The sequence below is a fragment of the Paenibacillus plantiphilus genome (genome assembly GCF_927798095.1).
GTDB lineage: Bacteria > Bacillota > Bacilli > Paenibacillales > Paenibacillaceae > Paenibacillus_Z > Paenibacillus_Z plantiphilus.
On the sequence record NZ_CAKMMF010000022.1, the window covers coordinates 25,286 to 48,655 of the forward strand.

Consider the following 23,370-nt stretch of genomic DNA (forward strand, 5'->3'; position numbering starts at 1 on the left):
GAACACTGTAGTCGGTTTTGTCCGTTATCTTTCATCCTGTTACGCATATGAGGGCTCTATTTCATTTCGGGCTCTATTTCATTTTGGACTCTATTTCATTTTGGACTCTATTTCATTTTGGGCTCTATTTCAATTTGAGCTCTATTTCAAATTCAGTAGTTGACTTTGCGTTCGGGCACAGCGGAGGGTTGGAGGGATTCTGAAGAAACGATAGTGTTCGCCTTTAAAGCCTGATTTCAACCTATAATCACCCTACAATGAAGAAATCGGGCTTTAACAGCGATCGGAAGAACCCTCCGAACCCGGAGCCTCCTAGCGGATTGTTCTTCGATACGTCAACCGCTGAGTTTTGAGCTTGATTTTCACATGAAAAAACCGTTCTCCGAATATCCGGAAAACGGTTTGGTTCGCATGGATAGAATTATCTATCGTTGTTGCGACGATTGCGAAGGAATGCTGGAATATCAAGCTGGTCACTTGAAATGTTGTTGCTGCCAAAAGGCTTAGGACCCGTGCTTGTGCTCGTACCTGTCGACGGCTGACGTGTTTCCACTGGAGCCTCCGCAGTCTGAGCACCTGGCGAACGGCGAAGCGCTTGGCTTCCGCGATGCTCGAAACCTGTCGCGATAACCGTCACTTTAATATCTTCCTTCAAGTTCTCGTCAATACTTGCGCCGAAGATCATATTCACATCAGGATCAGATGCAGAAATAACGATCTCAGCAGCTTCATTCACTTCATAGAGAGACAGATTAGCTCCGCCTGTAATATTCATAATGATCCCGCGCGCTCCGTCAATGGACGTCTCCAGCAGCGGGCTTTGAATCGCCTTGCGCGCAGCTTCCGCCGCACGGTTCTCTCCTGTTGCTGCGCCAATGCCCATAAGCGCAGAACCGCGCTCTGTCATAATGGTCTTCACGTCAGCGAAGTCAAGATTAATGAGGCCTGGAACAGCGATCAGATCGGAGATGCCTTGCACCGCTTGCTTCAGTACATTATCCGCTTCGCGGAATGCTTCGAGCATCGGCGTCTTCTTATCTACGATTTCCAGCAAGCGGTCATTGGGAATGACGATAAGCGTATCGACCTTCTCCTTGAGCGCCTCGATGCCAAGCTCAGCTTGACCGGAACGTTTGCGGCCCTCGAAGGTGAACGGGCGAGTGACAACCCCAACTGTGAGCGCTCCGCATTCGCGGGCAATCTCAGCAATAACGGGCGCTGCGCCTGTGCCTGTGCCGCCTCCCATGCCTGCGGTTACGAATACCATGTCCGCGCCCTTGAGCGTGTTCATGACCGTCTCGCGCGATTCCTCAGCCGCCTTCTTGCCGACCTCAGGATTTGCGCCTGCGCCTAGTCCGCGAGTCAGCTTGTCGCCGATTTGCAGCTTTTGCTCGGATTTGGCCATATGGAGTGCTTGCGCATCCGTATTCACCGTTATAAATTCTACACCTTTAACGCCATTCTCGATCATTCGGTTGACTGCATTGCTTCCGCCGCCGCCAACACCGATAACTTTGATCTGGGCCAGTTGCTCCATATCGAAATCGAACTCCAACATTCTGTTGTATCCCCCGTTCAAATGAATTCGCTAAACATATTTTTCAGCCGCTCGAACAGTCCGGGTTTCGGCGACGCAGTGGATCCCGTCTTCTTGTTAGCGCTCTTCTTAGCTGTGCTGACAGAACGGTTACGCATGTACTTCGAGACGTATTGAATCATCCCCACGCCGCTTGTGAATGCTGGATCTCTTACGCCGATATAATCGGGTACCGCAATGCGTACTGATGATTCCAACTCGCTCTGGGCGAGTGCAAGCGTTCCTGGCATAACTACGGAGCCGCCGGTTAGAACATAGCCGTTCACTTTGTCCCCGTATCCAAGACGCCGCACTTCCTGATGAATGAGATGAAAGATCTCCTGCATTCGCGGCTCGATAATATTGGCCAAATCGACTTGTGAAAATTCTTTCTCTACATTACTGCCCATTCGCATAACTTTGAACTTCTGATCCTCGGCAGCATCGTCAATAAGCGAGCAGCCGAACTTCTGCTTAATTTTCTCCGCCTGCTCCGTTTGAGTTCGGAGTCCGTAAGAGATATCACTTGTCACATATTCGCCGCCGATAGGCAGCGTAGAGGTGGCCGTAATGCTGCCGCCTTCAAAGATTGCGATCGTACACTGCCCTGCCCCGATATCGGCCAGAACGGTTCCCATCATTTTCTCATCCTTGGTGAGCGCCATTTGACCGGATGCCAGCGACATCAGAATGACGCCAGCTATACGCAGATTGGCTTTCTCCACACATCGGACTAAATTATGTATCGCCGTCTTAGCGCCGGTCACGACCGTTGCTTCAGCCTCAAGGCGAACACCGATCATTCCTCTGGGATCAGAGATTCCTTCCAGACCATCGACCAGATATTGCTTCGGTACAAGGTTAATAATCTCCCGTTCAGGCGGAAGCGCGACTACCTTCGCCGCCTGCAGCACCCGTTCGATGTCATCCTCGCCGATCTCCCTGTCTTCGTTCGATACAGCTACAACGCCATGATTGGTCTGCAACGCGATATGATTGCCTTGAATTCCGACGTAAACGTCGCTTATTTGAATACCAACCATGCGTTCTGCATGATCCACCGCATTGCGTATGGATTGCACGGTTTGGTCAATATCAACAATAGCGCCTTTGCGAATGCCTTCCGAGTCGGCAGATCCAACTCCAATAATATTAATGGCTCCGTTGCTCACTTCGCCAATAATAGCTCGAACCTTGGATGTACCGATGTCTAAACTAACGATGATGTCGTTGCTGCTCAAGCCGTGGCACCTCCGTTTCAACAGTTTTTGGTACAGTCATATGTTAGTTCCGCGCACTTTTCCTACTAATTCAACGCGGTTTATATTTTCCCTCTTTTTTCAACAAAGTTTTCAAGGTTGCAAATGTTTCCAGCGCCGCTGCATGCGGCTTATTCCGTACAAGAACTTGTTAAGAAAGAAAAAAGAGTTTGTAAATTCCCATAATTAAAATTCTATCACTCTTTGAAGCTATTGAGTAGCCTCTTTTTGATTTGTTTCCTCATTTTCTACTTCTTCTGGTACAAAAGATTCATATGTATCCGCGATTAACATCGTCACCAGCCCCGGTTCCTGCGTCTCTACCACGCTGTTCAGGATCGAAATTTTGTCAGGCAGCAGCGAAGCAGCCGTTATGATCTCAAACTTGGTGCGCGTATAAATGCGGATACGATCCGGGAATGACTTCGTAGGGGATGGAATAATCTCTGAGAAATCAGTTAACGAAGCAGCAGGTATACTCGCCAGCTGTTTGCTTAATTCTGTCTTCAAGGGGTCGCCCGGCTCCCAGCCGGAGAGTATAGGCTTGTCCACAATCAAGTCGCCGCTTGGAGCGGCAACGCTGACGCCATTGGACAATATAGCAGTAAGCTCTCCTTTATCGGACAGCTCGTATGCGACTGTAGGATATTCCTGCACCACTATTTGAATGCGTCCCGGAAAAGATTTAGTCACTTCAACCTTTTCAATCGGCTTCAATTGTTTGATACGCTCTTCGATGGCAGACGCCGAAGTGCCGAAATAGGCATCGCCAGATACAATTCCTGCCGCCTGCTGAATCATTTGCTCCGTCAAATATTTCTGCCCTTCTACAGAAATGGCAGAAACCTTGCTGATCGAAGAGTTGAAGAATAGAACGCATAGTATGACGATGAACAGCAATATAATAACGATAAGTAAATTGCGGCCGCCTCGTCGTTTCTTTCGGACAGGCTCCCGCAGTACGGGCACTTTCTCTTGCATAGCTTGTCCCCTCTCCGTGCAAACGAGAACGGCATGACGCCTGGAAAGAACGCCGCCGTTCACGATATATCCATCTAATCAACTAAGGAACGATTCCATTATTCGGAACGGGTGATTGCCGCGAAATACGCGCTCCCAGTCGGCCCAGCATCGTTTCTATGCGGTCATACCCGCGGTCGATATGATGCACCTGCTCTACGACTGTCCTGCCCTGCGACGCCAATCCGGCAATGACAAGCGCAGCGCCCGCACGCAGATCTGTCGCCTCAACCGTTGCTCCGTATAGCCGCGGAACACCTCTGATAAAGGCTGCATTCAAGTCCACCCGTATATCTGCGCCCATGCGCGACAGCTCTTCAACATGCTTGAAGCGCCCCTCGAATATGGTCTCCTTCATCACGCTTACACCATCTGCGAGTGCGAGCATTACCATGACCTGCGACTGCAAATCGGTTGGAAATGCAGGATATGGCGAGGTTACAATCCGCTCTATCGCCTTGGGACGGTTGGCGCAGCCGACTTTAATTATATCACCGTCTACTGCGATTTGAACACCTGCGCGCCTGAGCACATGAATGAGGGATGTCAGGTGGGCGGGGTTCGTATTTTGCAAGGTGACCTGACCGCGTGTAGCCGCTGCTGCAACCATGACCGTCCCCGTCACAATTCGATCAGGAATGACCTGATACCGGCAGGGAGTGAGCTTCTCAACGCCTTCGATCGTAATCGTATCTGTGCCTGCACCGATAATCTTGGCGCCCATCGTGTTGAGAAACCGCTGCAGATCTTGAATCTCTGGCTCGCGAGCGGCATTGCTGATTGTCGTTAACCCTTCCGCCAGAACAGCGGCCATCATAATATTCTCCGTTGCACCCACGCTTGGGAAATCCAGATGGATCTCCGCGCCTTTCAGCCGTTTAGCATGACAGACAATTCGGCTGCCCTTCTCTTCAATCTGTGCGCCTAGCGACATCAAGCCTCGCAGATGGAGATCGATCTTTCTCTCGCCGATCGCACAGCCGCCTGGTTGATAAATGGTCACTTCGCCAAATCGAGCAATAAGAGGCCCCATTAAGAAGATGGATGAACGCATGGAACGCATGAGCTCTTCCGGAACATGAGAGGAAACAGCTGAGGAGCTGTCAATCATGACAGTGTCATTGCTGTGCTCTGCTCGGCATCCCAGATCGCGCAATATGTTCAGCATGACGTCGATATCGAGCAGCTTGGGTACGTGATCGATCGTCACTTTTCCTTCCACCAGCATGCTGGCAGCTAAGATCGGCAAAGCGGCATTTTTCGCTCCTTGGATAACAATGGTTCCTGAGAGTGGTTTCCCGCCTTCAATCACCAATTTGTCCAATGTATCACCTCCGAATTACCGCTCACCCACAACCAATACTTCCGGCACCAGATCGATTCCATACCGATCCTTAATCGTGCTGCGAATCGTTGCCATGAGGGTGAGAACGTCCTCAGCTGTCGCTTGCCCTGTGTTGACAATGAAATTGGCATGCTGCGTCGATACCTCCGCTCCCCCGGTGCGAAGACCCTTCAGCCCTGCCTCCTCTATGAGACGCGCGGCATAATCATTCGGCGGATTGCGGAAAACGCTGCCTGCGCTTGCCAACTGCAGCGGCTGCGTGCGAAGCCGGCGTTCTTTGTTAGAAGCCATGCAGGATGCGATCTCTCCCCTGACGCCTTCCTTCAGCTCGAACGTAGCGCTGACAACAATCCCCTGCTGCTTATGCAATACCGAATGGCGATAGGAGAACGCCATCCTCTCAAGGTTGTGGTTTACCAATTCCCCTGTATCCAGCACAAGCTCTGCTGATTTGAAAATGCGTGACACATCCGAACCGAGGGCACCGGCATTCATATAGACGGCTCCTCCAACGGAACCAGGAATCCCTCCTGCAAATTCCAAGCCTGTCAGTCCTTCTTTTGCCGCCAATACAGACAGCTTGATGAAGGAATGAGAGGCTCCGGCGTGAACGAGCGAGCCTTGGAATTGCACGTAATTGAATCCTTCCCCCAGCTGGATGACGACGCCTCGAATCCCCTTATCGCTAACCAAAAGGTTGGAGCCGCGCCCAAGATTGGTCCACGACATGCCATTCTTATGAAGCAGGCGGACGACTGACATAAGCTGCTCTTTGTTGTGGGGAATGACAAGAACGTCGGCGGGTCCGCCGATTTTCCATGTTGTATAGGCAGAAAGCGGTTCATTCAACAACACTTTGCCAATATTCGTTTGCTGCATTTCTGTCAATAGTTGCTTCATTTGTCGTACCTCCTTAGCTTTAAGCGATTGTCAGATTACTGGCGTTCGTTGTCAAGCCGGGAAGCCCCTTCCTGAGAACACCATCCTCGGATGGCGGGCCCGCCGGGTGACGGTCACGATTATAGGGTATACTATGCCCTCCCGCACAGGAGTGTGACAACCGCCTATATGACGCTTATCGGTCCTCTATTAGTTTCTTCAGCTCACTGACGATCATGGAGGCAGACTGCGGCATGCCAAGCTTCAAAGAGGCTTCACTCATTGTACTTAACCGCTGCTCATCCGTCATAATCGAATAAATATGCTCAAAAAGCGACTCCCCGCTCAAATTCTTCTCTATAATCATCTCGGCTGCGCCTGACTGGGCAACACTGCGAGCATTGGCTTCCTGATGGTTATTCGTCACGTTGGGTGATGGTATGAGGATGGATGGTATGCCCAATGCCGTAATTTCCGCAATGGATGATGCCCCGGAGCGGCTCACTATAAGTGTTGCAGCGCCCAGCACCTCCGGCATATTATGCAAATAAGGCAAGGGGTGAATGTTGTTCGAAATACGCGGCATAACCCTCTTCATCCGTTCCATTGTCCCATCATAATAGCTCTCTCCAGTAACAAATACAAAATGGACATCCGGCAACCGCCCCAGCAGCGGCACCATGTCCACCATGGCATCATTCATCGCTTTCGCGCCCCGGCTCCCGCCAACCATCAGCACGATCCGGCTTCCGCTCTGCAAGCCCAGCGATTGATAGCCATTGTCAGCGATCGCGCGCACAACATTCGTTGCGCAAGGATTGCCAGTATTGACAATCCGCTTCGCTGCGTTGAAGCGAGGCAGCGACTCCTTGAAGCTCACTGCAACACAGCCCGCGTAGCGGGCGAGGAACTTGTTCGTTAATCCAGGATCAGCATTCTGCTCATGGATAAGCGTCGGTATGCCCAGCTTCGCTGCCGCATAGACTACTGGTCCGCATACGTAGCCGCCAGTGCCGACTACGACATCCGGCTTGAACTTGCGCAGCAGCTGCTTGGATCTGCGGACTCCCTTTAGAAACCGCATGACGGTTTTAATATTTTCAAAAGAAAGCTTGCGTCTGAACCCTGATATCTCGACGGGTTCAAAAGGGATGCCCTGAGCGGGCACAATCCGGCTCTCTAATCCGTTAGGAGATCCGATATACAGAATGGACGAGCTCCCATCCTCCTCCACCACCTGTTTGCCGATCGCAAGAGCAGGGTAGATATGGCCGCCTGTTCCGCCGCCTGTCAATACGATACGCATGTCAATTCACCTCGAATAACGGGATATATTAAGCAGGATGCCAAGCGCTGTCAGCAGCAGCGTCAGCGATGACCCGCCGTAGCTCACCAGCGGCAGTGTAATGCCCGTCACCGGCAGCATGCCGATAACGACGCCAATATTAATAAATACCTGTACAGCGACAATGCCGACAATTCCTACTGCCAGCAGACTGCCGAATGTGTCCGGAGCGGCTATTGCGGCCCGCATTCCACGCCATACCAGGATGGCGAATAATAGAATAATTGCGGCCCCGCCTATGAATCCCAGTTCCTCCGCGACGATAGAAAATATAAAGTCCGTCTGCGGCTCAGGCAAATAGTTGAACTTCTGACGGCTCATGCCAAGACCTAGACCGACTAAGCCGCCTGGTCCTATCGCATACAACGACTGAATAATCTGGTAACCTGCGCCCAGCGGATCACCCCATGGATCCAGAAATGCCGTGATGCGCAGCATGCGGTAAGGAGCCGCAATAATTAGACCAACGAGACCCAGCACGCCAATCATGGCGAGCGAGCCAAGATGAGCCAGCCGCGCCCCTGCCGTATAGATGACAATAAGAGAAGCACCAACCATTACAGCTCCTGAGCCGAGATCAGGCTGCATCATAATAATTCCGAACGCAAGGCCGAGTATGCCTAGCGGGGGCAGCAGCCCTTTAGCGAAAAGTGTGACGGCCTGCTGCTTCTCCGACAGCATTTTGGCCAGAAAAATAACCATGGCAAGCTTCATAAATTCTGAGGGCTGAATACCGAACGAACTGATCCCAAGCCAGCTTCGCGCACCGCCCCTAACTACTCCGATGCCAGGTATCAGAACGATCACCAGCAATACGAAGCAGATAATCAGACCTGGCTTCGACCACTTTTTCCACATCGAATAATGCGTGTTCATCGTGACAAACATTGCTGCGACACCTAGCAGCGCAAATAGTGATTGCCGTTTCACATAATAGTAAGGATCGCCAAACTCATGAAAGGCGAGCACTGCACTCGCGCTGTAAACCATTACTAGGCCAATGGCGAGTATAAGTGTAATTGAACCGATCATCCATACATCGGGAGCGGACTTGGCTTTTGCCATCGCGCAAACACCTCTTGCATCCGTAAGTAGGGACTAGCCCCCTACTTACAAGGTATGCGCCGATTGCTTAAACATTCTCCCGCGCTGCTCGTAGGATTTAAACATATCCCAGCTCGCACAGGCTGGAGAGAGGAGAACAATATCTCCCGGCTCCGCAATGGAGGCGGCTTCGCGCACCGCCCGGTGCAGCGTCGCTTCGGCGTCCTTCTCAGGTTCGACGATAATGACCGTTGTTAAACCTGCGAGCTCCGCAACATGAGCCAGCTTGCTTCGTGTCTCGCCCAGCAGCACGACCGCCTTCACCTGATCGCGGAAATGGGGCAGCAGCTCCAAATAATCAGAGCCCCGATCCAATCCTCCGGCGATGAGTACAATGCGTCCTGGGAATGAACGCAGCGCAATAATCGTGGCTGCAGAATTGGTCGCCTTGGAGTTGTTATAATAAGCAACTCCTTTGTATTCTCCTGCAAGCTCCAATCTATGCTCGACGCCGCGGAACTCCCGCAGCGGCTTCAGCAGTAATTGAAGCTCTGCGCCGGCTGCCAGACAGCCTGCGATAGCGGCAAGCGCATTCGCCGCATTGTGGCGACCTGGAATGCCGAGCTCATAGACAGGAAGAATCGGATGTGCAATGCCATCACGGTCCCGATGTACAATCATACGCTCCGCCGCACTATCTGCGGGTGCAGCGAGGTCCTCAGGAAATGGCGGTTCTATAAATACGCCGTATGTAAGCGTCTGTGTAATGGAGAAGGGGATAATTTGCGCCTTAATATTTCCCTCTTCTATTATATGTCGGCAAACAGGGTCGTCCGCATTAAGAACGGCCCAATCCTCAGATGCTTGGTTCGCAAAAAGCTTGGCTTTGGACGCGATATAATCGTCCATTCCACCGTGGTAGTCCAAATGGGTTTCCACTACGTTGAGCAGCAGTGACACCTTGGGCTGGAACTGGGTCGTTCCTTTCAACTGGAAGCTGCTGAGCTCGGCAACGATCCAATTGTCCTCTTCTGCCGACTGAGCCGCTTCGCATAGTGGCGTTCCAATATTACCTGCGACAATCGGCTGCATATTCGCTGCTTCCAGCATTTCGCCTATCCATGTTGTCGTCGTTGTTTTTCCATTGGAGCCTGTAATGCCTATAATCGGTGCTGGCGACAGCAGGTAGGCAACCTCAACCTCTGTCACAACCTCGATGCCGAGCTCAAGCGCTTGGCGCACCGGCTCCACGCTGTAGGGTATGCCCGGGTTTTTGACAACAAGCGCCGTCTCCTTCGTTATCAGTCCTTCAGGATGACCCCCGCATATAACAGAAACACCCAAAGCATCCAACTCGTCCGCTTCGGGGCATAATTGCCGATCTTTATTGTCATTTACGGTAACCTGTGCCCCAAGCTTATGGAACAGCTTGGCGACGCTGACGCCGCTCTTGGCGAGGCCAAGCACGACGATGCGCTTATCCCGGTATGATGCCGGACTCTCCATGTTTATTCCCTCCTAAATAGGTGACAACCCCCTAAATCCCCCTTGGTAAGGGGGACCCCAAAGGGCTCCGCCCTCTGGACACCCGACGATTGTCGATTGCTCTCATGCGCCGCTCCCTACATTATTCGACGCATTTTCCCGTTTTCGTCCCTCCGGGACACACTCATCTGCTCCCGCTCCCCAGCTACGACGACTACGTCCCAATTAACGTCCCAGCTGCAGAGCCTCTCTTTTGTTCTGCTTTCTTCCTATTTTGTCGCTTTCGTCCCTCCGGGACACGCTCTACTACGCCTTGTTAGTGGTCGGCGGACCACCGCCGTCATGCAGCGAAACCGCGCTCTAAGAGCTGTACGCGGTGCGTGATGCCGGTAAACTCGCTCACCTTACCGCGAATCTCCCCCGCTAGCTCTGTACGATTTGACAGCTATCGACGACGCTCCCCTGTGCCTGCCTGTGCCTGCTGCCGCATGCACCTGCTCCATACGCGAAAATCCTATAGTTCCATATGCTGCCGCATACGCAGCACTTACAGTCGCTCTTCCACCGAAGCTCAATGTTACACGATAGCTTTTTCTAAAACTTCGTGGTAAGACCCGCTCATGTTGAGTTTCAACTGCAACCACTTTAAAGCTCCAACCATGTAAATCTCAACCAAGTTACTTGTAAGGCTTCAACCATGTAAATTTCAACCAAGTTACTTGTAAGGCTTCAACCATTACTGCAAAAATACAGTTATGAATCAGTGATCTCTTCGTTTTGAGCCTCGTTGCTGCAAAAATACATCTAAATGAATGGCTTGCACTCTTTTTACTCAAATACTTCGGATTTAACTGTATTTTTGCAGTAAGCTTGTTCTTTTCCCTCTGTTTTGACGAATTTTGATGTATTTTTGCAGCAATGCTCCGCTTGCGATGCATCGTGCTACTTTCTAGCTATGCTCCGTTCGCGATGCATCGTGCTACTTTCTAGCTATGCTCCGTTCGCGAAAGCATCGTGCTACTTTCTAGCTATTGCTCCGTTCGCGAAGCATCGTGCTACTTTCTGGCTATGCTCCGTTTGCGGAGCATAGTGCTACTTTCTAGCTGTGCTCCGTTCGCGAAGCATCGTGCTACTTTTCTAGCTATGCTCCGTTCGCGAAGCATCGTGCTACTTTTGCAGCTATGCTCCGTTTGCGGAGCATCGTGCTACTTTTCTAGCTGTGCTCCGTTCGCGAAGCATCGTGCTACTTTTGCAGTTATGCTCCGTTTGCGATGTGTTAGTTCTGCTGCAGCGCAGCGATTGCTGATTATCTTCCCAGCACTAGTCCGATGGCTGCGAATAGCAGTCCTACGAACCAGAATACGGTAACTACACGCCACTCGGTCCAGCCGGATAGCTCAAAATGGTGATGAATCGGACTCATTTTGAATATGCGCTTGCCCCTCAGCTTGAACGAGCCAACCTGAAGGATCACTGACAGCATCTCGATAACAAAAATGCCGCCTATAATAATAAGCAGTATTTCCATTTTAGCCAAAATTGCTACTGCTGCCATCCCTCCGCCGATTCCAAGTGATCCAGTATCCCCCATGAACACTTTCGCCGGATGCGCGTTGAACACAAGAAAGCCCAGCAATGCCCCCACCATAGCAGCTGAGAATACAGCGGATTCATGCTCGCTCACATGCATTGCCAATATTGTAAATGCGCCAAAGGCTATCGCGCCAGTCCCGCCCAGCAGACCATCTACGCCATCGGTAAAATTAACCGCATTCGTTGTTCCGAACAGCATGATGACGACCAGGAGATAATAGCCCCAACTAAGCTCGAATGCCATCTCGGTTCCTGGAATGCTAACCTCTGTACTATGACCCATCTGATAGAGTAGGACACATATGATTACGGAAAATAAAAATTGCCCAATCAGCTTCTGAAGAGCTGTCAAGCCTAATGAACGTTTGAAGACGATTTTGATATAATCATCCAGAAATCCAACCAGCCCGAAGCCAAGCGACGCGACTAGCAGCACCCAGAACTCAGCGGTTTTATCTGAAAATTTGAGAAATGCCAGCAGCATCGCCAGCATGATGATAACTCCGCCCATCGTTGGCGTGCCCGACTTCTTCAGGTGGCTCTGCGGACCGTCCGTTCGTATCTGCTGCCCGAATTTCATTCGTCTGAGCACCGGGATGAACAGCGGCCCGAATAATATCGCTAGCAAGAAGGCTGCGCCGATTGACAGCAATATAACCTTGATGTCCATGTTGACCCCACCTCTTTAATCGCGCTGCAGCGCATGAACGATCTGTTCCATACGCATGCCGCGCGATCCTTTCACAAGTACAAGATCTTCCGGCTGAAGCTGTGCATGCAATCTTTCTATAAGCCGTTCTTTATCGTCAAATGATTGAACTGCACGCTCGCCCGCTTCGTCTGATGACACGGCTTGAATGCCGAACTGCTCCGCAGAGCCTCGCGCTGTTTGCTTCGATAGTTCTCCGAATGTAAGCACTGCATCGGCTTTATCGGGCGTAATATACATCCCTATTTCACGATGCATCTCCGCTTCGTCTGGCCCAAGCTCCAGCATGTCGCCCAATACGAGCCACTTGCGCCTGTATCCGTCCAACTGCGCTACCAGATCGATTGCCGCACGAACAGCTGTCGGGTTCGCGTTGTAGGCGTCATTGAGCACCATCGCACCATTGTACGCGCGTACGGGCTCTATGCGCATTCCAGTCAGCTCGATTCCTTGAAGCCCCTGCCGGATACTCTCGCCATCTACTCCGAGCCTGATTGCCGCCGCAATCGCTGCCAATGCATTCGCCACATTATGCTGCCCGGGAAGCGGGATGGAAGCAGCTCGGAGCCCGCTTGCCGCCGTGTTATCCTGCATATTTTCTCCAGCCACAATATCAAATTCGGAGGCCGTTGTCGTTATTGACATATTAGCAGCGCGCCAGTCATTGCCAGCCTCAAGTCCGAAAGTCTGCACCTTCGCCCCCGCAGCAGACAGCATATTGTGCAGCTCCGCATTGTCAGTCAGAAGCGGCTCATCGCCATTCATTAGGAGAAGCCCGCCGCGCTTCAATCCGGCAATGATCTCCAGCTTCGCTTTGGCAATGCCTTGGCGTGAGCCCAACTGCAGCATATGTGCATCGCCTATATTCGTAATGATCGCGATATCCGGCTTGCCGATCGAGGCCAGCAGCTCAATTTCACCGAATCCGCTCATCCCCATCTCCAATACCGCAATATCGATTGTCTCGTCCAGCTGCAGCACAGTCAGCGGCAGTCCGATGTGGTTGTTCAAGTTCCCAGCGGTTTTATGAACGCGAAAAACAGCGCCAAGCACGGACGCTACCATATCCTTGGTCGTCGTTTTGCCGTTGCTTCCAGTTATTCCAATGACGCGAATGTCCAGCTCATCACGGTATTTGGATGCGAGCCGCTGAAGCGCGACAAGCGTATCCTGAACCAGCACCAGCGGCACTGCTGCCAATGATTCCGGCAGTGGCCGATCTGACTGCCACAAACAAGCCGCTGCACCGTTTTCCAGTGCGCTGACAGCAAAATCATGACCGTCAAAATTGTCTCCGACTAACGGTATATACAGCTGGCCTTGCCTGACATCGCGCGAATCCTTCGTCACACCAACGATACCGATATCGGCAAAGATTGGGTCGCTTAATGCTCCTCCGCACATGGAGGCAATGGCCCCTAACGTTCGTTTTATCACAATGTAAGACTCCTTATCGCTTCTTTGGCCACTTCACGATCATCGAAATCGGACGTGACACCGCCAATGATTTGATACGTTTCATGACCTTTCCCCGCAATCAATACTACATCGTCAGGGCTGGCCATTTCAACCGCTTTTTGAATCGCCTGCCGTCGATCTAGCAATATCTGGTACTTCGATCGCGGAGTTCCTCCCTGCACAAACCCCTCTTCAATATCGGCTAGAATGCGCTCGGGATCTTCCGATCTCGGGTTGTCCGAGGTTGCGATGGCATAATCGGCGTACCGTACCGCCATCTGACCCATGATGGGGCGCTTCGTCCGATCTCGGTCGCCACCGCAGCCGAAGACGCATATGACACGGCCAACCGCAAATTCCTTGACCGCGCGAAGCACATTTTCGAGCCCGTCAGGTGTATGCGCGTAATCAACAATAACTGCGAAGGACTGCCCCTCGTTGACGGATTCCACGCGCCCCGGCACACCCGGGAGAGCTTCCAAACTTTGCTTTATCTGTTCCAAAGGAATACCCTCAATCAATCCCGCGCAAATGGCAGCTAGCGCATTGTAAACATTATATTTGCCAACCATGCGCAAAGTGATCTCCGCCCTGCCCTTGAACGTCTCCGCATGAAAGGAAGTGCCCTGCGCCGTAATGCGAATATTGGTCGCCTTCACATCTGCTTCGCGATCCACGCCATATGTAATGACCTCGGTTGCGGCTACTGCAGCGAATGCCTCTGAAGCCGGATCATCCGCATTCAGCACACTATAGGATCGCTCCTCCGGCGATTCGCTATAGCAGTTGCCAAGGCGGGAGAACAGCAGTCCCTTCGCAGCGGCGTAACGCTCCATCGTACCGTGATAATCCAAATGATCCTGCGTCAAATTCGTAAAAATCGCTGTCCGGTAACGGCACCCCTTCACCCGTCCTTGATCCAGCGCATGGGAGGAAACCTCCATGACGCAATAATCCGTTCCAGCCGAAGCCATCTCGGCAAGATAACGCTGCAGATCAAGCGCCTCCGGCGTAGTGCCGGACATCGGCAGTGTCGTGGAGCCATAACGTGTTTCTACTGTTCCAATAACACCCGGCATAAACCCTGCATCTGCAAAAATACGCTCCAGCAAGTAAGTTATCGTTGTCTTGCCATTCGTCCCTGTAACACCAATAAGCTTCAGCTTCCGGCTTGGCTGTCCGAAGAAATAATCCGCGATTATTGCCATAGCAAGCCGACTATTGTTCACGATAAGCTGCGGTACAGCAATATGAAGCTCACGCTCTGTTACAAGCGCCACAGCTCCTTGCTCTACTGCGCGAGCAGCAAAATCATGGCCATCGACCTTATGGCCCGGCAAGCATAGAAACAAGTCGCCAGGAACAACATTTCGCGAATTAAATTGAATACCGTTCACCGCTACCTTTTTGTCGCCAATAATTCGGGATGTCAGCAGCAGGGAAGCCAGCTGTTCCAGTTGCATCATCTTATGTTCCTCCTCTATCCAGCAAAAGCGCATACACCGATTCAGCGCTCCGTAATCATCTGTCAAGTCGTCAAACTATTTGGCTGTCGGGCTGTTGATCAATCGAGCCGTCGAGCCGTCGAGCCGTCGAGCCGTCGAGCTGTCGAGCTGTCGAGCTGTCGAGCTGTCGAGCTGTCGAGCTGTCGAGCTGTCGAGCTGTCGAGCTGTCGAGCCGATTATGCAGCCTCTCTATCATTATAGTCAATGATTGTGTGTTTCATCATCATCCTTGGCCAAATAGATCCGAATCGTCGACCCGCGCTCCACGCGTGATCCAGCAGCCGGCGCCTGGCGAATAACTGTATCGCCGCTTCCCGCTGAGGTCAGGTTAAAGTTCATGTTCAAATCCTCATAGATATCGGATACCGTCTTGCCTATAAGATTCGGCACGGTCACAATACGCGTCTCACCGTACTTATAATCCCGTTCTATCTGCTTCTGACGAGGGGGTATGCCCATATATGGCAAGGCGTCAGCCAATATATTATGGACAATCGGGGCAGCAACGACACCTCCGAATTGAATGCCCTGCGGGTTATCAACAGCGAGATAGACGACAATCTTCGGATCATCCGCCGGAGCAAAGCCAATAAAGGATACGATATGCTCATTAGGCGAATAGCGGCCGTTAATAACCTTCTGGGCTGTGCCTGTCTTGCCCCCCACACGATAACCGTCGATAAAAGCGTTGCGTCCGGTCCCTTTTGCCACAACCATCTCCAGCGCTTCGCGCACCTGCTGGCTCGTTCGCTCCGAGATCACTTTGCGCACGACCTCAGGCTCTACCTCATCGACAACCTCGCCGGTGTCTGGATTAATCCACGCCTTCGCAACATGGGGCTTATACAAGGTTCCGCCATTAATAGCAGCAGAAACCGCAGTAATCTGTTGGATCGGCGTTACCGAAACACCTTGGCCGAATGCGGTCGTTGCCAGCTCCACGGGGCCAACCTGGCTCATCTTGAACATTATGCCGTTCTCTTCGCCGCCCAGATCAATGCCTGTCTTCTTGCCGAAGCCGAACCCTTTAATATATTCGAACAATTTGTCCTTGCCTAATCGGTTGCCAAGTGCGACGAACCCCGGATTGCAGGAATTTTGCACAACCTCAAGGAATGTCTGGCTGCCATGCCCGCCCTTCTTCCAGCAGCGAAGACGGGCTCCGCCGATTTCTACAGCGCCGGGATCAAAGAAATGATCGTGCTTGAGGTCTACCTTGCCCTCTTCCAATGCTGCAGACAGCGTAATAATTTTAAAGGTCGAGCCTGGCTCATACGTCATCCAGATCGGCAAATTGCGATTATAGATTTGCGAGTCCACCTCGCGGTATTTGTCCGGCTCATACGTTGGTCTGCTGGCCATGCCCAGTATCTCGCCATTATTAGGGTCCATCGCGATCGCGATAATGTTATCGGCTTGAAGCTTGACCATCGCCTGGTCCAGCTCCCGCTCCATAATCATCTGTACCCCTTTATCGATCGTAAGCTCCAGATTCAGGCCATCCTTCGGCTTCAAGTACGTATCAGAGGAGCCCGGCATCAGCCGTCCCTTGGCATCTGCAAGATAAGAGATGTTGCCGTTTATCCCTACAAGCATATCATTGTACTTGGCTTCAATCCCCGTCAGGCCTTGGTTATCGATCCCCGTAAATCCAAGGACATGAGAAGCGAAGCTGCCAAGCGGATAATAACGCTTGTTGTCCTCTGCTACAACGATGCCCGGCAGATTCAGATCTCTAATTTGCTTCGCTTTGTCCGTCGTGATCTTGCGACCGCCCGGCTGTATGCGCACAATCAACTGCCTCTTCTTGATGGTTGCCAGCACTTTATCTGCTGGCATGCCCAGCACTCCAGCCAGCTGAGCGGCAGTTGAGGGCGCATCTTTAATCTGTGCCGGAATCGCCATAATAGTGGGGGAGCTTATATTATACGCAAGTTCGATGCCGTTTCGGTCTCTAATCTCTCCCCGCTTCGCTGAAAATGGAATTTCCCGGCGCCAGGAATTCTCCGCCTTGGCGGCCAATTCCTCTCCCGTCCACAGCTGCACATAGCCCAATCTGCCAGCCAGCATTGTAAAAGCAAGCACTGCAACGAGCAGCGCAATGAATAAACGACGTCTTATCGTTGCGTTCGAAACCTTCATTTGCAGCCCCCCTCCAAAATGGCAAGCAAGTAACGGAATGATACCCATCCCATTGCTTAATCCAAGCCTATTCGGAATGACAGGGGGATAGAACAAGCTGTAGACACCTGCTCAGGCGTCTACTCTTCCTTGTTCCCGGCTTCTTCATCTGCCGCTGCAACCAGCATCTCCTTATCTGGAGGAGACAGCTTGAGCTTGATCACTCGCTCGCCATTCTGTTTCGCGAGCATTTGTGAGGTTACGAAGCCTTGTCCTTCGGTATAAACGCGAATTTGCAGAAGAGAACAAATTTCAAGCGCGTCGCGAAGCGATAAACCACTCATATTGGGGATCGAGAGCTTCGTCCGATCCTCCGTAATAAGATAAATTCGCTGCGTAGGGCTAACAGTATTTCCTGCCTTCGGAATTTGCTGCAGTACAGTGCCGCCTTTCCCGACTACCACACTGCTGAGTGAACGGCCTTTAAGCTCAGCTTCAGCCTGTGCCAGCTTAAGCTCGGTCAGATCAGGAACCTTCACAGTTTGCTCCTTCTGCTCAATCGCCTTCTCTGAATCTGTATGACTGGCCTTGACACCCAGATGACGGAGGCTTTGCAGCATGATCTCCCTGAATACAGGCGCAGCAACTGCGCCGCCGCCTAAGTTGCTGTCATTCGGTTCGTCGACAACGACATAGACGATCACTTTGGGATTTTCAACCGGGGCGTACCCGATAAAGGAGACGACATATTTATCTGTCGAATAACCCTTGCCCTCAACCTTCTGCGCTGTTCCTGTCTTGCCTGCAATACGATATCCTTCGATATAAGCATTTTTCCCTGTACCGTCGGATACGACCTGCTCCAAATAATCGCCAGCCAGCTTTGCAGTATTCTCGGAGATGACCTTGCGCACAACCTTCGACTCAATAATCTCCGTCTTGTTCGTGACAGGATCTTCGATCTCCTTCACCAGATGGGGCACCATCAGCTTGCCGCCATTGGCAACGGCTGCTACGGCCGCAACCTGTTGAATGCCTGTAACCTGAACAACACCCTGACCGAACGCCGCTGTCGCCACTTCGATATTCCGGCTAAGATTAAAGCCGACGTTGCCCCTATTCTCACTCAGCTCAATGCCTGTTTTCTGACCAAAGCCGAACCTTGTAATATAATCCTTCAGCTTATCAGCCTTTAGCATCTCATATCCTAGCTTGACGAACGCGACATTGCTGGAATGCTTCAATCCTTCCAGATAACTGATCGGTCCCCAGCCTGATCTTTTGTGATCAAAGATAGGTTTGGACGAGCCCGGTACACGAATGCTTCCTGATTGATAAGTCGCATTAGGGTCGAAATAGCCTTCCTCAATGGCCGCGGCCAAAGTTACGATCTTGAAGGTAGAGCCCGGTTCATAAAGCGCTCTGGTCGCATGATTAGCAAAGTCCTTCGGCTTGAAATCCCCATATTGATTCGGGTTGAAATCGGGAAGGTTCGCCATCCCCAATATTTCCATCGTCTGAGGATCTGCCGCTATCGCTGTAATGCTTTTCGGCTGGTACTTATTGTAAGCTTCCTTGATGGCTGACTCCACATAATGCTGAATCTCCGCATCGATTGTCAGCTTGACGTTCTTCCCGTCCCTCGACGGCTTGAATTCAACCTTGCCATTCTCAAGAATGACGCCGTTGCCGTCCTTCTCGTACTTGATTTCTCCTTCTTCACCGCGCAGCACTTCATCCAAAGCTGCTTCAAGCCCCATTTTGGCTTCGCCTGACTTATCCTCGTAGCCTATTATATGTGAAGCCATATTGTCCTTAGGATAATAGCGTTTCTGCTCTTTAATCAAGTAGATTCCGACGTCTTTCACATCATACTGCTCCTCAAGCTCCTCCTTGAACCTCTCAAGGCGATCGGCAGGCTCCTTGTCAATCTTCCAACCTTCGTTGCGCACCTCGCGCTGCTGCCGGAACTCGCCGTTCTCCTTCTTGGAGGTAACAATTTCACGCACCTCGGATTCGGGCTTGCCCAATACGTTATGCAGCTTGCTGACGATGACATCCTCCAGCCCCAGCTTGTTAATCAACTGTGGATTGACCGCAACCGTATAGCCTTGGGCATCCATAGCCAGCACGTTGCCATCCCGGTCTGTGATTGTTCCCCGAGTTGGAATGAGCTTCTCGGATCTTGACCAACTCTCTCTTGCCTTGTCTGCCCAGAACTCTGCTTCAACAACCTGTACCCAATAGACTCGACCTACCAGAACAGCAAAAAAGAGGGTAATGAACCCTCCGATCAGCAATGTGCGCAGCTTTATCCGTTTTGTCATAGCGGTCTCCTTATTCCTTCATTGCAGTCTCGTTATAGTTATCCCCTGTCTTCACTTTAATCGGATCCTGATCATTCTCAATCATGCCTGTCTTTCTTGCCTGCTCAGTAATTCTCTCCGGATTCTTGAGCTTCTCGACCTGTATTTGCAGCTCCTTCATCTCAACTGCCATCTTTTCGTACTTTCTCGTCATATCTCTAACATCTGCATTCATCTCATAGATTTGCGCATAACGAAATAGAATGACGCTCGCCACAAGCACACATACAAGAATGGTGAACATGTACAGCAATTTCTCCTGGACAGGCAGCGACTTCCGTTTCACAACTACCTTTTTGGTCTCACGAAATGTTTGCGGCGGTGTTGTCTTCTTCTTGGGCTGAAGTGCCAGATTACCATTCACATATGCCATCTTATCTATTTCCCTCCCTGTTAATCTCCTGATATCTATTGGTGCAAAAGTTTATGTTCATAGTTTCTCTGCAACTCTCAGCTTGGCCGAACGGGCTCTTGGATTCTGCTCCAATTCCGCCTCGCTTGGCACGATCGGCTTGCGGTTAATAAGCTTCAGCACGCCGTTGCTCCCGCAGACACACATCGGAAAATCTGGCGGACAGCTGCACTTTTCAATATATTTCGCAAACATCTGCTTGCAAATACGATCTTCCAGCGAGTGGAACGTAATGACTGATGCTCTTCCACCAGCATTCAACACCCTGATCGTCGCTTCCAGCGCTGATTCCTCTGCGCCGAGCTCATCGTTAACTGCAATACGCAGCGCTTGAAAAGTCCGCTTGGCTGGATGCGGCCCTGTACGCCTCGCGGCCGCAGGAATCCCCATTTTCACAAGCTCTACAAGCTCGCCTGTCGTTTCGATGCTCTTCTGCTGACGCGCCAGCCCAATTTTTTTCGCAATATTGCGGGCGAATCGCTCTTCTCCGTAGTCTGCAAGGATGCGGGATATTTCACGCTCTTCCCACGTATTAATAATGTCGCCAGCTGTCAGCATCCCCTGCTGATCCATCCGCATATCAAGCGGCGCATCATGGTTATAACTGAATCCTCTATCCGCTTCATCAAGCTGCGGACTGGATACGCCCAAGTCGAACAGCACGCCATCTACACCGGCAATATTAAGCTCGCGCAGCACCTGCTCCAAATAGCGGAAATTACGCTTGACTAATGTCACCTTGTCTATGTATGGAGCCAATCGGACAACCGCATTCTCATGCGCCCAGTCATCCTGGTCTAGCGCAATCAGTCTTCCGCCCGCTCCAAGCCTGGATGCGATCAGCTCGCTATGTCCCGCTCCGCCCAGCGTGCAATCGACATAAATTCCGTCTGGCTTAATAGCCAAACCATCGACTGCTTCTTCCTTAAGTACCGTAATATGTTCAAACATGATGCAGCCCTCCCGGCTAATAAGTCGCCGCTAAGAGCCGCAAGCGATCTAGAAATTAAAATCAAAATCAACGAGCTTCTCTGCAATGTCATTGAATGTTTCTTCCGACTGCTTGAAATAGCCCTCCCATATTTGCTTGCTCCATATCTCCACCCGGTTCGATACACCGAGTATGATGCAATCCTTATCCAGCTTCGCATATTCGCATAACGTATTCGGTAGGTTTACCCTTCCCTGTTTATCAAGTTCGCATTCTGTAGCACCCGAGAAGAAGAAACGGGAGAATGCTCTGGCATCCGACTTCATAAGCGGCAGCGCCTTGAGCTTCTGCTCCAGCACACTCCATTCGCTCATCGGGTAAACGAACAAGCAGTTGTCGAGACCCCGGGTAACGATGAACTGTTCACCCAGACTGTCGCGGAATTTGGCTGGGATAATGATTCGGCCTTTGTCATCAATACTATGCTGATGCTCTCCCATAAACATAAGGCCGCTCCACCCCTTCCCCCTAATCCACCACTTAGCCCCACTTTTCACCACTAGAGTTGAACTATTCGCCACTCAAAACAAAATTCCTGCTCCTGCAGCCATAATATTAAAAATATTTTATGCGATTAATCTTGTTACAATTTTGAAACTTTTTCCTTCGCCAGTTCGTGTAAGCTATGAGTGTCAATATTCGCAAATTATATTTACTGACCCCTAATAGCTGTTATCGCCCCTTAAATCCGTTGTGCCAAGAATGATTGCAAGCTGCAAAGGAGAGAATGATTGACGTTATGAACGCCACTGCTGAATACAGAATAGAGCAATTGCGCCCCGTCGAGCATCTCTGCTATCAGGTTGCTCACTATTTGCTCGGTGATGATGCCGAAGCCGCCGCCGCAAGCGAAGAAGCGCTCATCGAGCTGTACCGCTCTCCCCAGTTTGCCAGCAGCAGCGACGAGGATCGACGAGAGCTCGCCAAACAAGCAGCCATCCGCTGCGCCCTGCAGCGCGCAAGCAAACGCCTGCAATACCATTGACATCTATACATCACTCGATAAATAGAAAAGAGAGCTGCATCATCCCCTCAAGGCAGGTGATGCAGCTCTCTCTCTTTTTTTCATTATTTTGTATCCTTGTCGGCATCGGATTCCGCTGGCCGTTGATTCCCCTGCTCTCCCGCTGTCTTATCATTGCTCTCAGGTGTCGTATCCACTTTCATTCCATAGCCACCTCCGCTAGCTGGCCTGCTGCCGCCGAATCTTCTGCGATTGCGACGATAGATCATATATCCCGGAACAGCTATTACAGCAAGCACTACTAATACCGGAAGTGCCCCGGCAATAAAGACCAGCAGACCCTGAATAGACGCATAGACAACATTCGCGCTGCCTGTTAAAGCATCGGTTATTCTTTCCAGAAAACCAGGCTTCTCTTCTTCCGCAGCCTTCACTGTCGGCTCTAGCAGCTGATAGATCCTTAATTCGATTGTAGAGAAAGCAACGTTCTGGTCCAAATAACGCATTCTTCCTTTAATACGTTCAATCTCCAGCTGAACATCCCCGAGCTCGGTTGAGAATCTGACCAGATCATCAGCCTTCGTCGCTTTCTCCATAAAAGCGATAAGCCTGCTCTCCACAATCTGACGCGCCTTCAGCCTCGATTCCAGATCGACATACTCCTCCGTCACATCCGTACCCTTCATACTGCTTTCATAATTCAAATGGCTGATCCCCTCCAGCTGTGCCAAAAATGGCGTAAAGCCAGTGGAAGGAACCTTGATCGTATACGTGCCGCCAAGCTCATAGGTCGACTTCTGATCCGCGAAATCCAGCACATATCCACCAGATAAATTGATTATGTTCTGTAAAGCAGTTCTGGTTTTCGCGTAATCTTCAACCTCCATATTAATATTTGCTGAATAAATGAGCTTGCGCTTTTGACTGCTTTGATCCGCTGCCAATGCGTCTCCACCACTGCCTCTAGCGCCTTCACTTCCCGCAGCTGTATCGGCAGCCCGATCTGCTGTGGTCGATGAATTCGCATTCGCGGAAACTCCTGAAGTTTCCCCCTCAAGAGCTTTAGCCTCTTGGGGGCTCTCTAGCGAAACTTCATTTACCTGACTCTGGCTCGTGCTCGCTGCACCGTTAAATGCTTTATTGTTTCCTTGTTCGCTTGCTTCGTTATCGTTCCCTCCGCATCCGGCAACAATCGCCAGCGTCACCAAGATGGCAGCAATGATGCCAAGCCTCCCCCAATACATTCCTTTGCGATCATCCAACATTCTCTAGTCCCCCTTATCTATATGCGACTCTGA

At 51.2% G+C, this 23,370-nt stretch carries 18 protein-coding genes; all 18 read right to left on the reverse strand.

The genetic code is table 11. The features are described from left to right. Positions 1–421 precede the first annotated feature (421 nt). The 18 genes from ftsZ to L6H65_RS18235 all read right to left on the reverse strand — a co-directional run bounded on the left by ftsZ (position 422) and on the right by L6H65_RS18235 (position 23,337). A complete protein-coding gene (gene ftsZ / locus L6H65_RS18150) occupies positions 422–1,558 on the reverse strand; it encodes a cell division protein FtsZ (protein WP_236344073.1) in 1,137 nt (378 codons plus the stop codon). 17 nt (positions 1,559–1,575) lie between these two features. Beyond that, a complete protein-coding gene (gene ftsA, locus L6H65_RS18155; RefSeq protein WP_236344074.1) occupies positions 1,576–2,817 on the reverse strand; it encodes a cell division protein FtsA in 1,242 nt (413 codons plus the stop codon). Positions 2,818–3,045: 228 nt separating this feature from the next. After that, on the reverse strand, positions 3,046–3,816 hold the full coding sequence (locus L6H65_RS18160; RefSeq protein WP_236344075.1) for a cell division protein FtsQ/DivIB: 771 nt from the start codon (positions 3,814–3,816) through the stop codon (positions 3,046–3,048). 82 nt (positions 3,817–3,898) lie between these two features. Further along, entirely contained in the window at positions 3,899–5,179 is a 1,281-nt protein-coding gene (gene murA / locus L6H65_RS18165; protein WP_236344076.1) for a UDP-N-acetylglucosamine 1-carboxyvinyltransferase, read from the reverse strand. A gap of 15 nt (positions 5,180–5,194) precedes the next feature. Next, complete coding sequence (gene murB, locus L6H65_RS18170; RefSeq protein ID WP_236344077.1) at positions 5,195–6,100, reverse strand: UDP-N-acetylmuramate dehydrogenase; 906 nt, start codon at positions 6,098–6,100, stop codon at positions 5,195–5,197. Between the two features lie 175 nt (positions 6,101–6,275). Continuing rightward, a complete protein-coding gene (murG, locus tag L6H65_RS18175) occupies positions 6,276–7,385 on the reverse strand; it encodes an undecaprenyldiphospho-muramoylpentapeptide beta-N-acetylglucosaminyltransferase (RefSeq protein WP_236344078.1) in 1,110 nt (369 codons plus the stop codon). Between the two features lie 6 nt (positions 7,386–7,391). Then, a complete protein-coding gene (gene spoVE, locus L6H65_RS18180; protein ID WP_236344079.1) occupies positions 7,392–8,489 on the reverse strand; it encodes a stage V sporulation protein E in 1,098 nt (365 codons plus the stop codon). A gap of 45 nt (positions 8,490–8,534) precedes the next feature. Next, a complete protein-coding gene (murD, locus tag L6H65_RS18185; protein ID WP_236344080.1) occupies positions 8,535–9,974 on the reverse strand; it encodes a UDP-N-acetylmuramoyl-L-alanine--D-glutamate ligase in 1,440 nt (479 codons plus the stop codon). 1,285 nt (positions 9,975–11,259) lie between these two features. Beyond that, positions 11,260–12,216: a phospho-N-acetylmuramoyl-pentapeptide-transferase gene (mraY, locus tag L6H65_RS18190; protein WP_236344081.1), complete on the reverse strand. Its 957-nt coding sequence runs from the start codon at positions 12,214–12,216 to the stop codon at positions 11,260–11,262. Between the two features lie 15 nt (positions 12,217–12,231). Then, positions 12,232–13,692 (reverse strand): UDP-N-acetylmuramoyl-tripeptide--D-alanyl-D-alanine ligase, encoded by a 1,461-nt coding sequence (locus L6H65_RS18195; protein WP_236344082.1) that lies wholly within the window; start codon positions 13,690–13,692, stop codon positions 12,232–12,234. Next, positions 13,689–15,176, reverse strand: coding sequence for a UDP-N-acetylmuramoyl-L-alanyl-D-glutamate--2,6-diaminopimelate ligase (locus L6H65_RS18200; protein WP_236344142.1), 1,488 nt, complete (start codon positions 15,174–15,176; stop codon positions 13,689–13,691). The genes L6H65_RS18195 and L6H65_RS18200 overlap by 4 nt, the downstream gene beginning before the upstream one ends. A 243-nt stretch (positions 15,177–15,419) precedes the next feature. After that, positions 15,420–17,360, reverse strand: coding sequence for a stage V sporulation protein D (locus L6H65_RS18205; protein ID WP_236344083.1), 1,941 nt, complete (start codon positions 17,358–17,360; stop codon positions 15,420–15,422). Positions 17,361–17,479: 119 nt separating this feature from the next. Further along, complete coding sequence (locus L6H65_RS18210) at positions 17,480–19,666, reverse strand: penicillin-binding transpeptidase domain-containing protein (RefSeq protein WP_236344084.1); 2,187 nt, start codon at positions 19,664–19,666, stop codon at positions 17,480–17,482. Between the two features lie 10 nt (positions 19,667–19,676). Continuing rightward, positions 19,677–20,078 (reverse strand): cell division protein FtsL, encoded by a 402-nt coding sequence (gene ftsL, locus L6H65_RS18215; RefSeq protein ID WP_236344085.1) that lies wholly within the window; start codon positions 20,076–20,078, stop codon positions 19,677–19,679. Positions 20,079–20,135: 57 nt separating this feature from the next. After that, positions 20,136–21,068: a 16S rRNA (cytosine(1402)-N(4))-methyltransferase RsmH gene (gene rsmH, locus L6H65_RS18220; RefSeq protein WP_236344086.1), complete on the reverse strand. Its 933-nt coding sequence runs from the start codon at positions 21,066–21,068 to the stop codon at positions 20,136–20,138. A gap of 48 nt (positions 21,069–21,116) precedes the next feature. Then, positions 21,117–21,554: a division/cell wall cluster transcriptional repressor MraZ gene (gene mraZ / locus L6H65_RS18225; protein WP_219870871.1), complete on the reverse strand. Its 438-nt coding sequence runs from the start codon at positions 21,552–21,554 to the stop codon at positions 21,117–21,119. A gap of 236 nt (positions 21,555–21,790) precedes the next feature. Continuing rightward, positions 21,791–22,096 carry a hypothetical protein gene (locus L6H65_RS18230; RefSeq protein ID WP_236344087.1) on the reverse strand — a complete coding sequence of 102 codons (306 nt, stop codon included), beginning with the start codon at positions 22,094–22,096 and terminating at the stop codon, positions 21,791–21,793. An 80-nt stretch (positions 22,097–22,176) separates the two neighbouring features. Beyond that, positions 22,177–23,337: a DUF4349 domain-containing protein gene (locus L6H65_RS18235; protein WP_236344088.1), complete on the reverse strand. Its 1,161-nt coding sequence runs from the start codon at positions 23,335–23,337 to the stop codon at positions 22,177–22,179. Positions 23,338–23,370 lie beyond the last annotated feature (33 nt).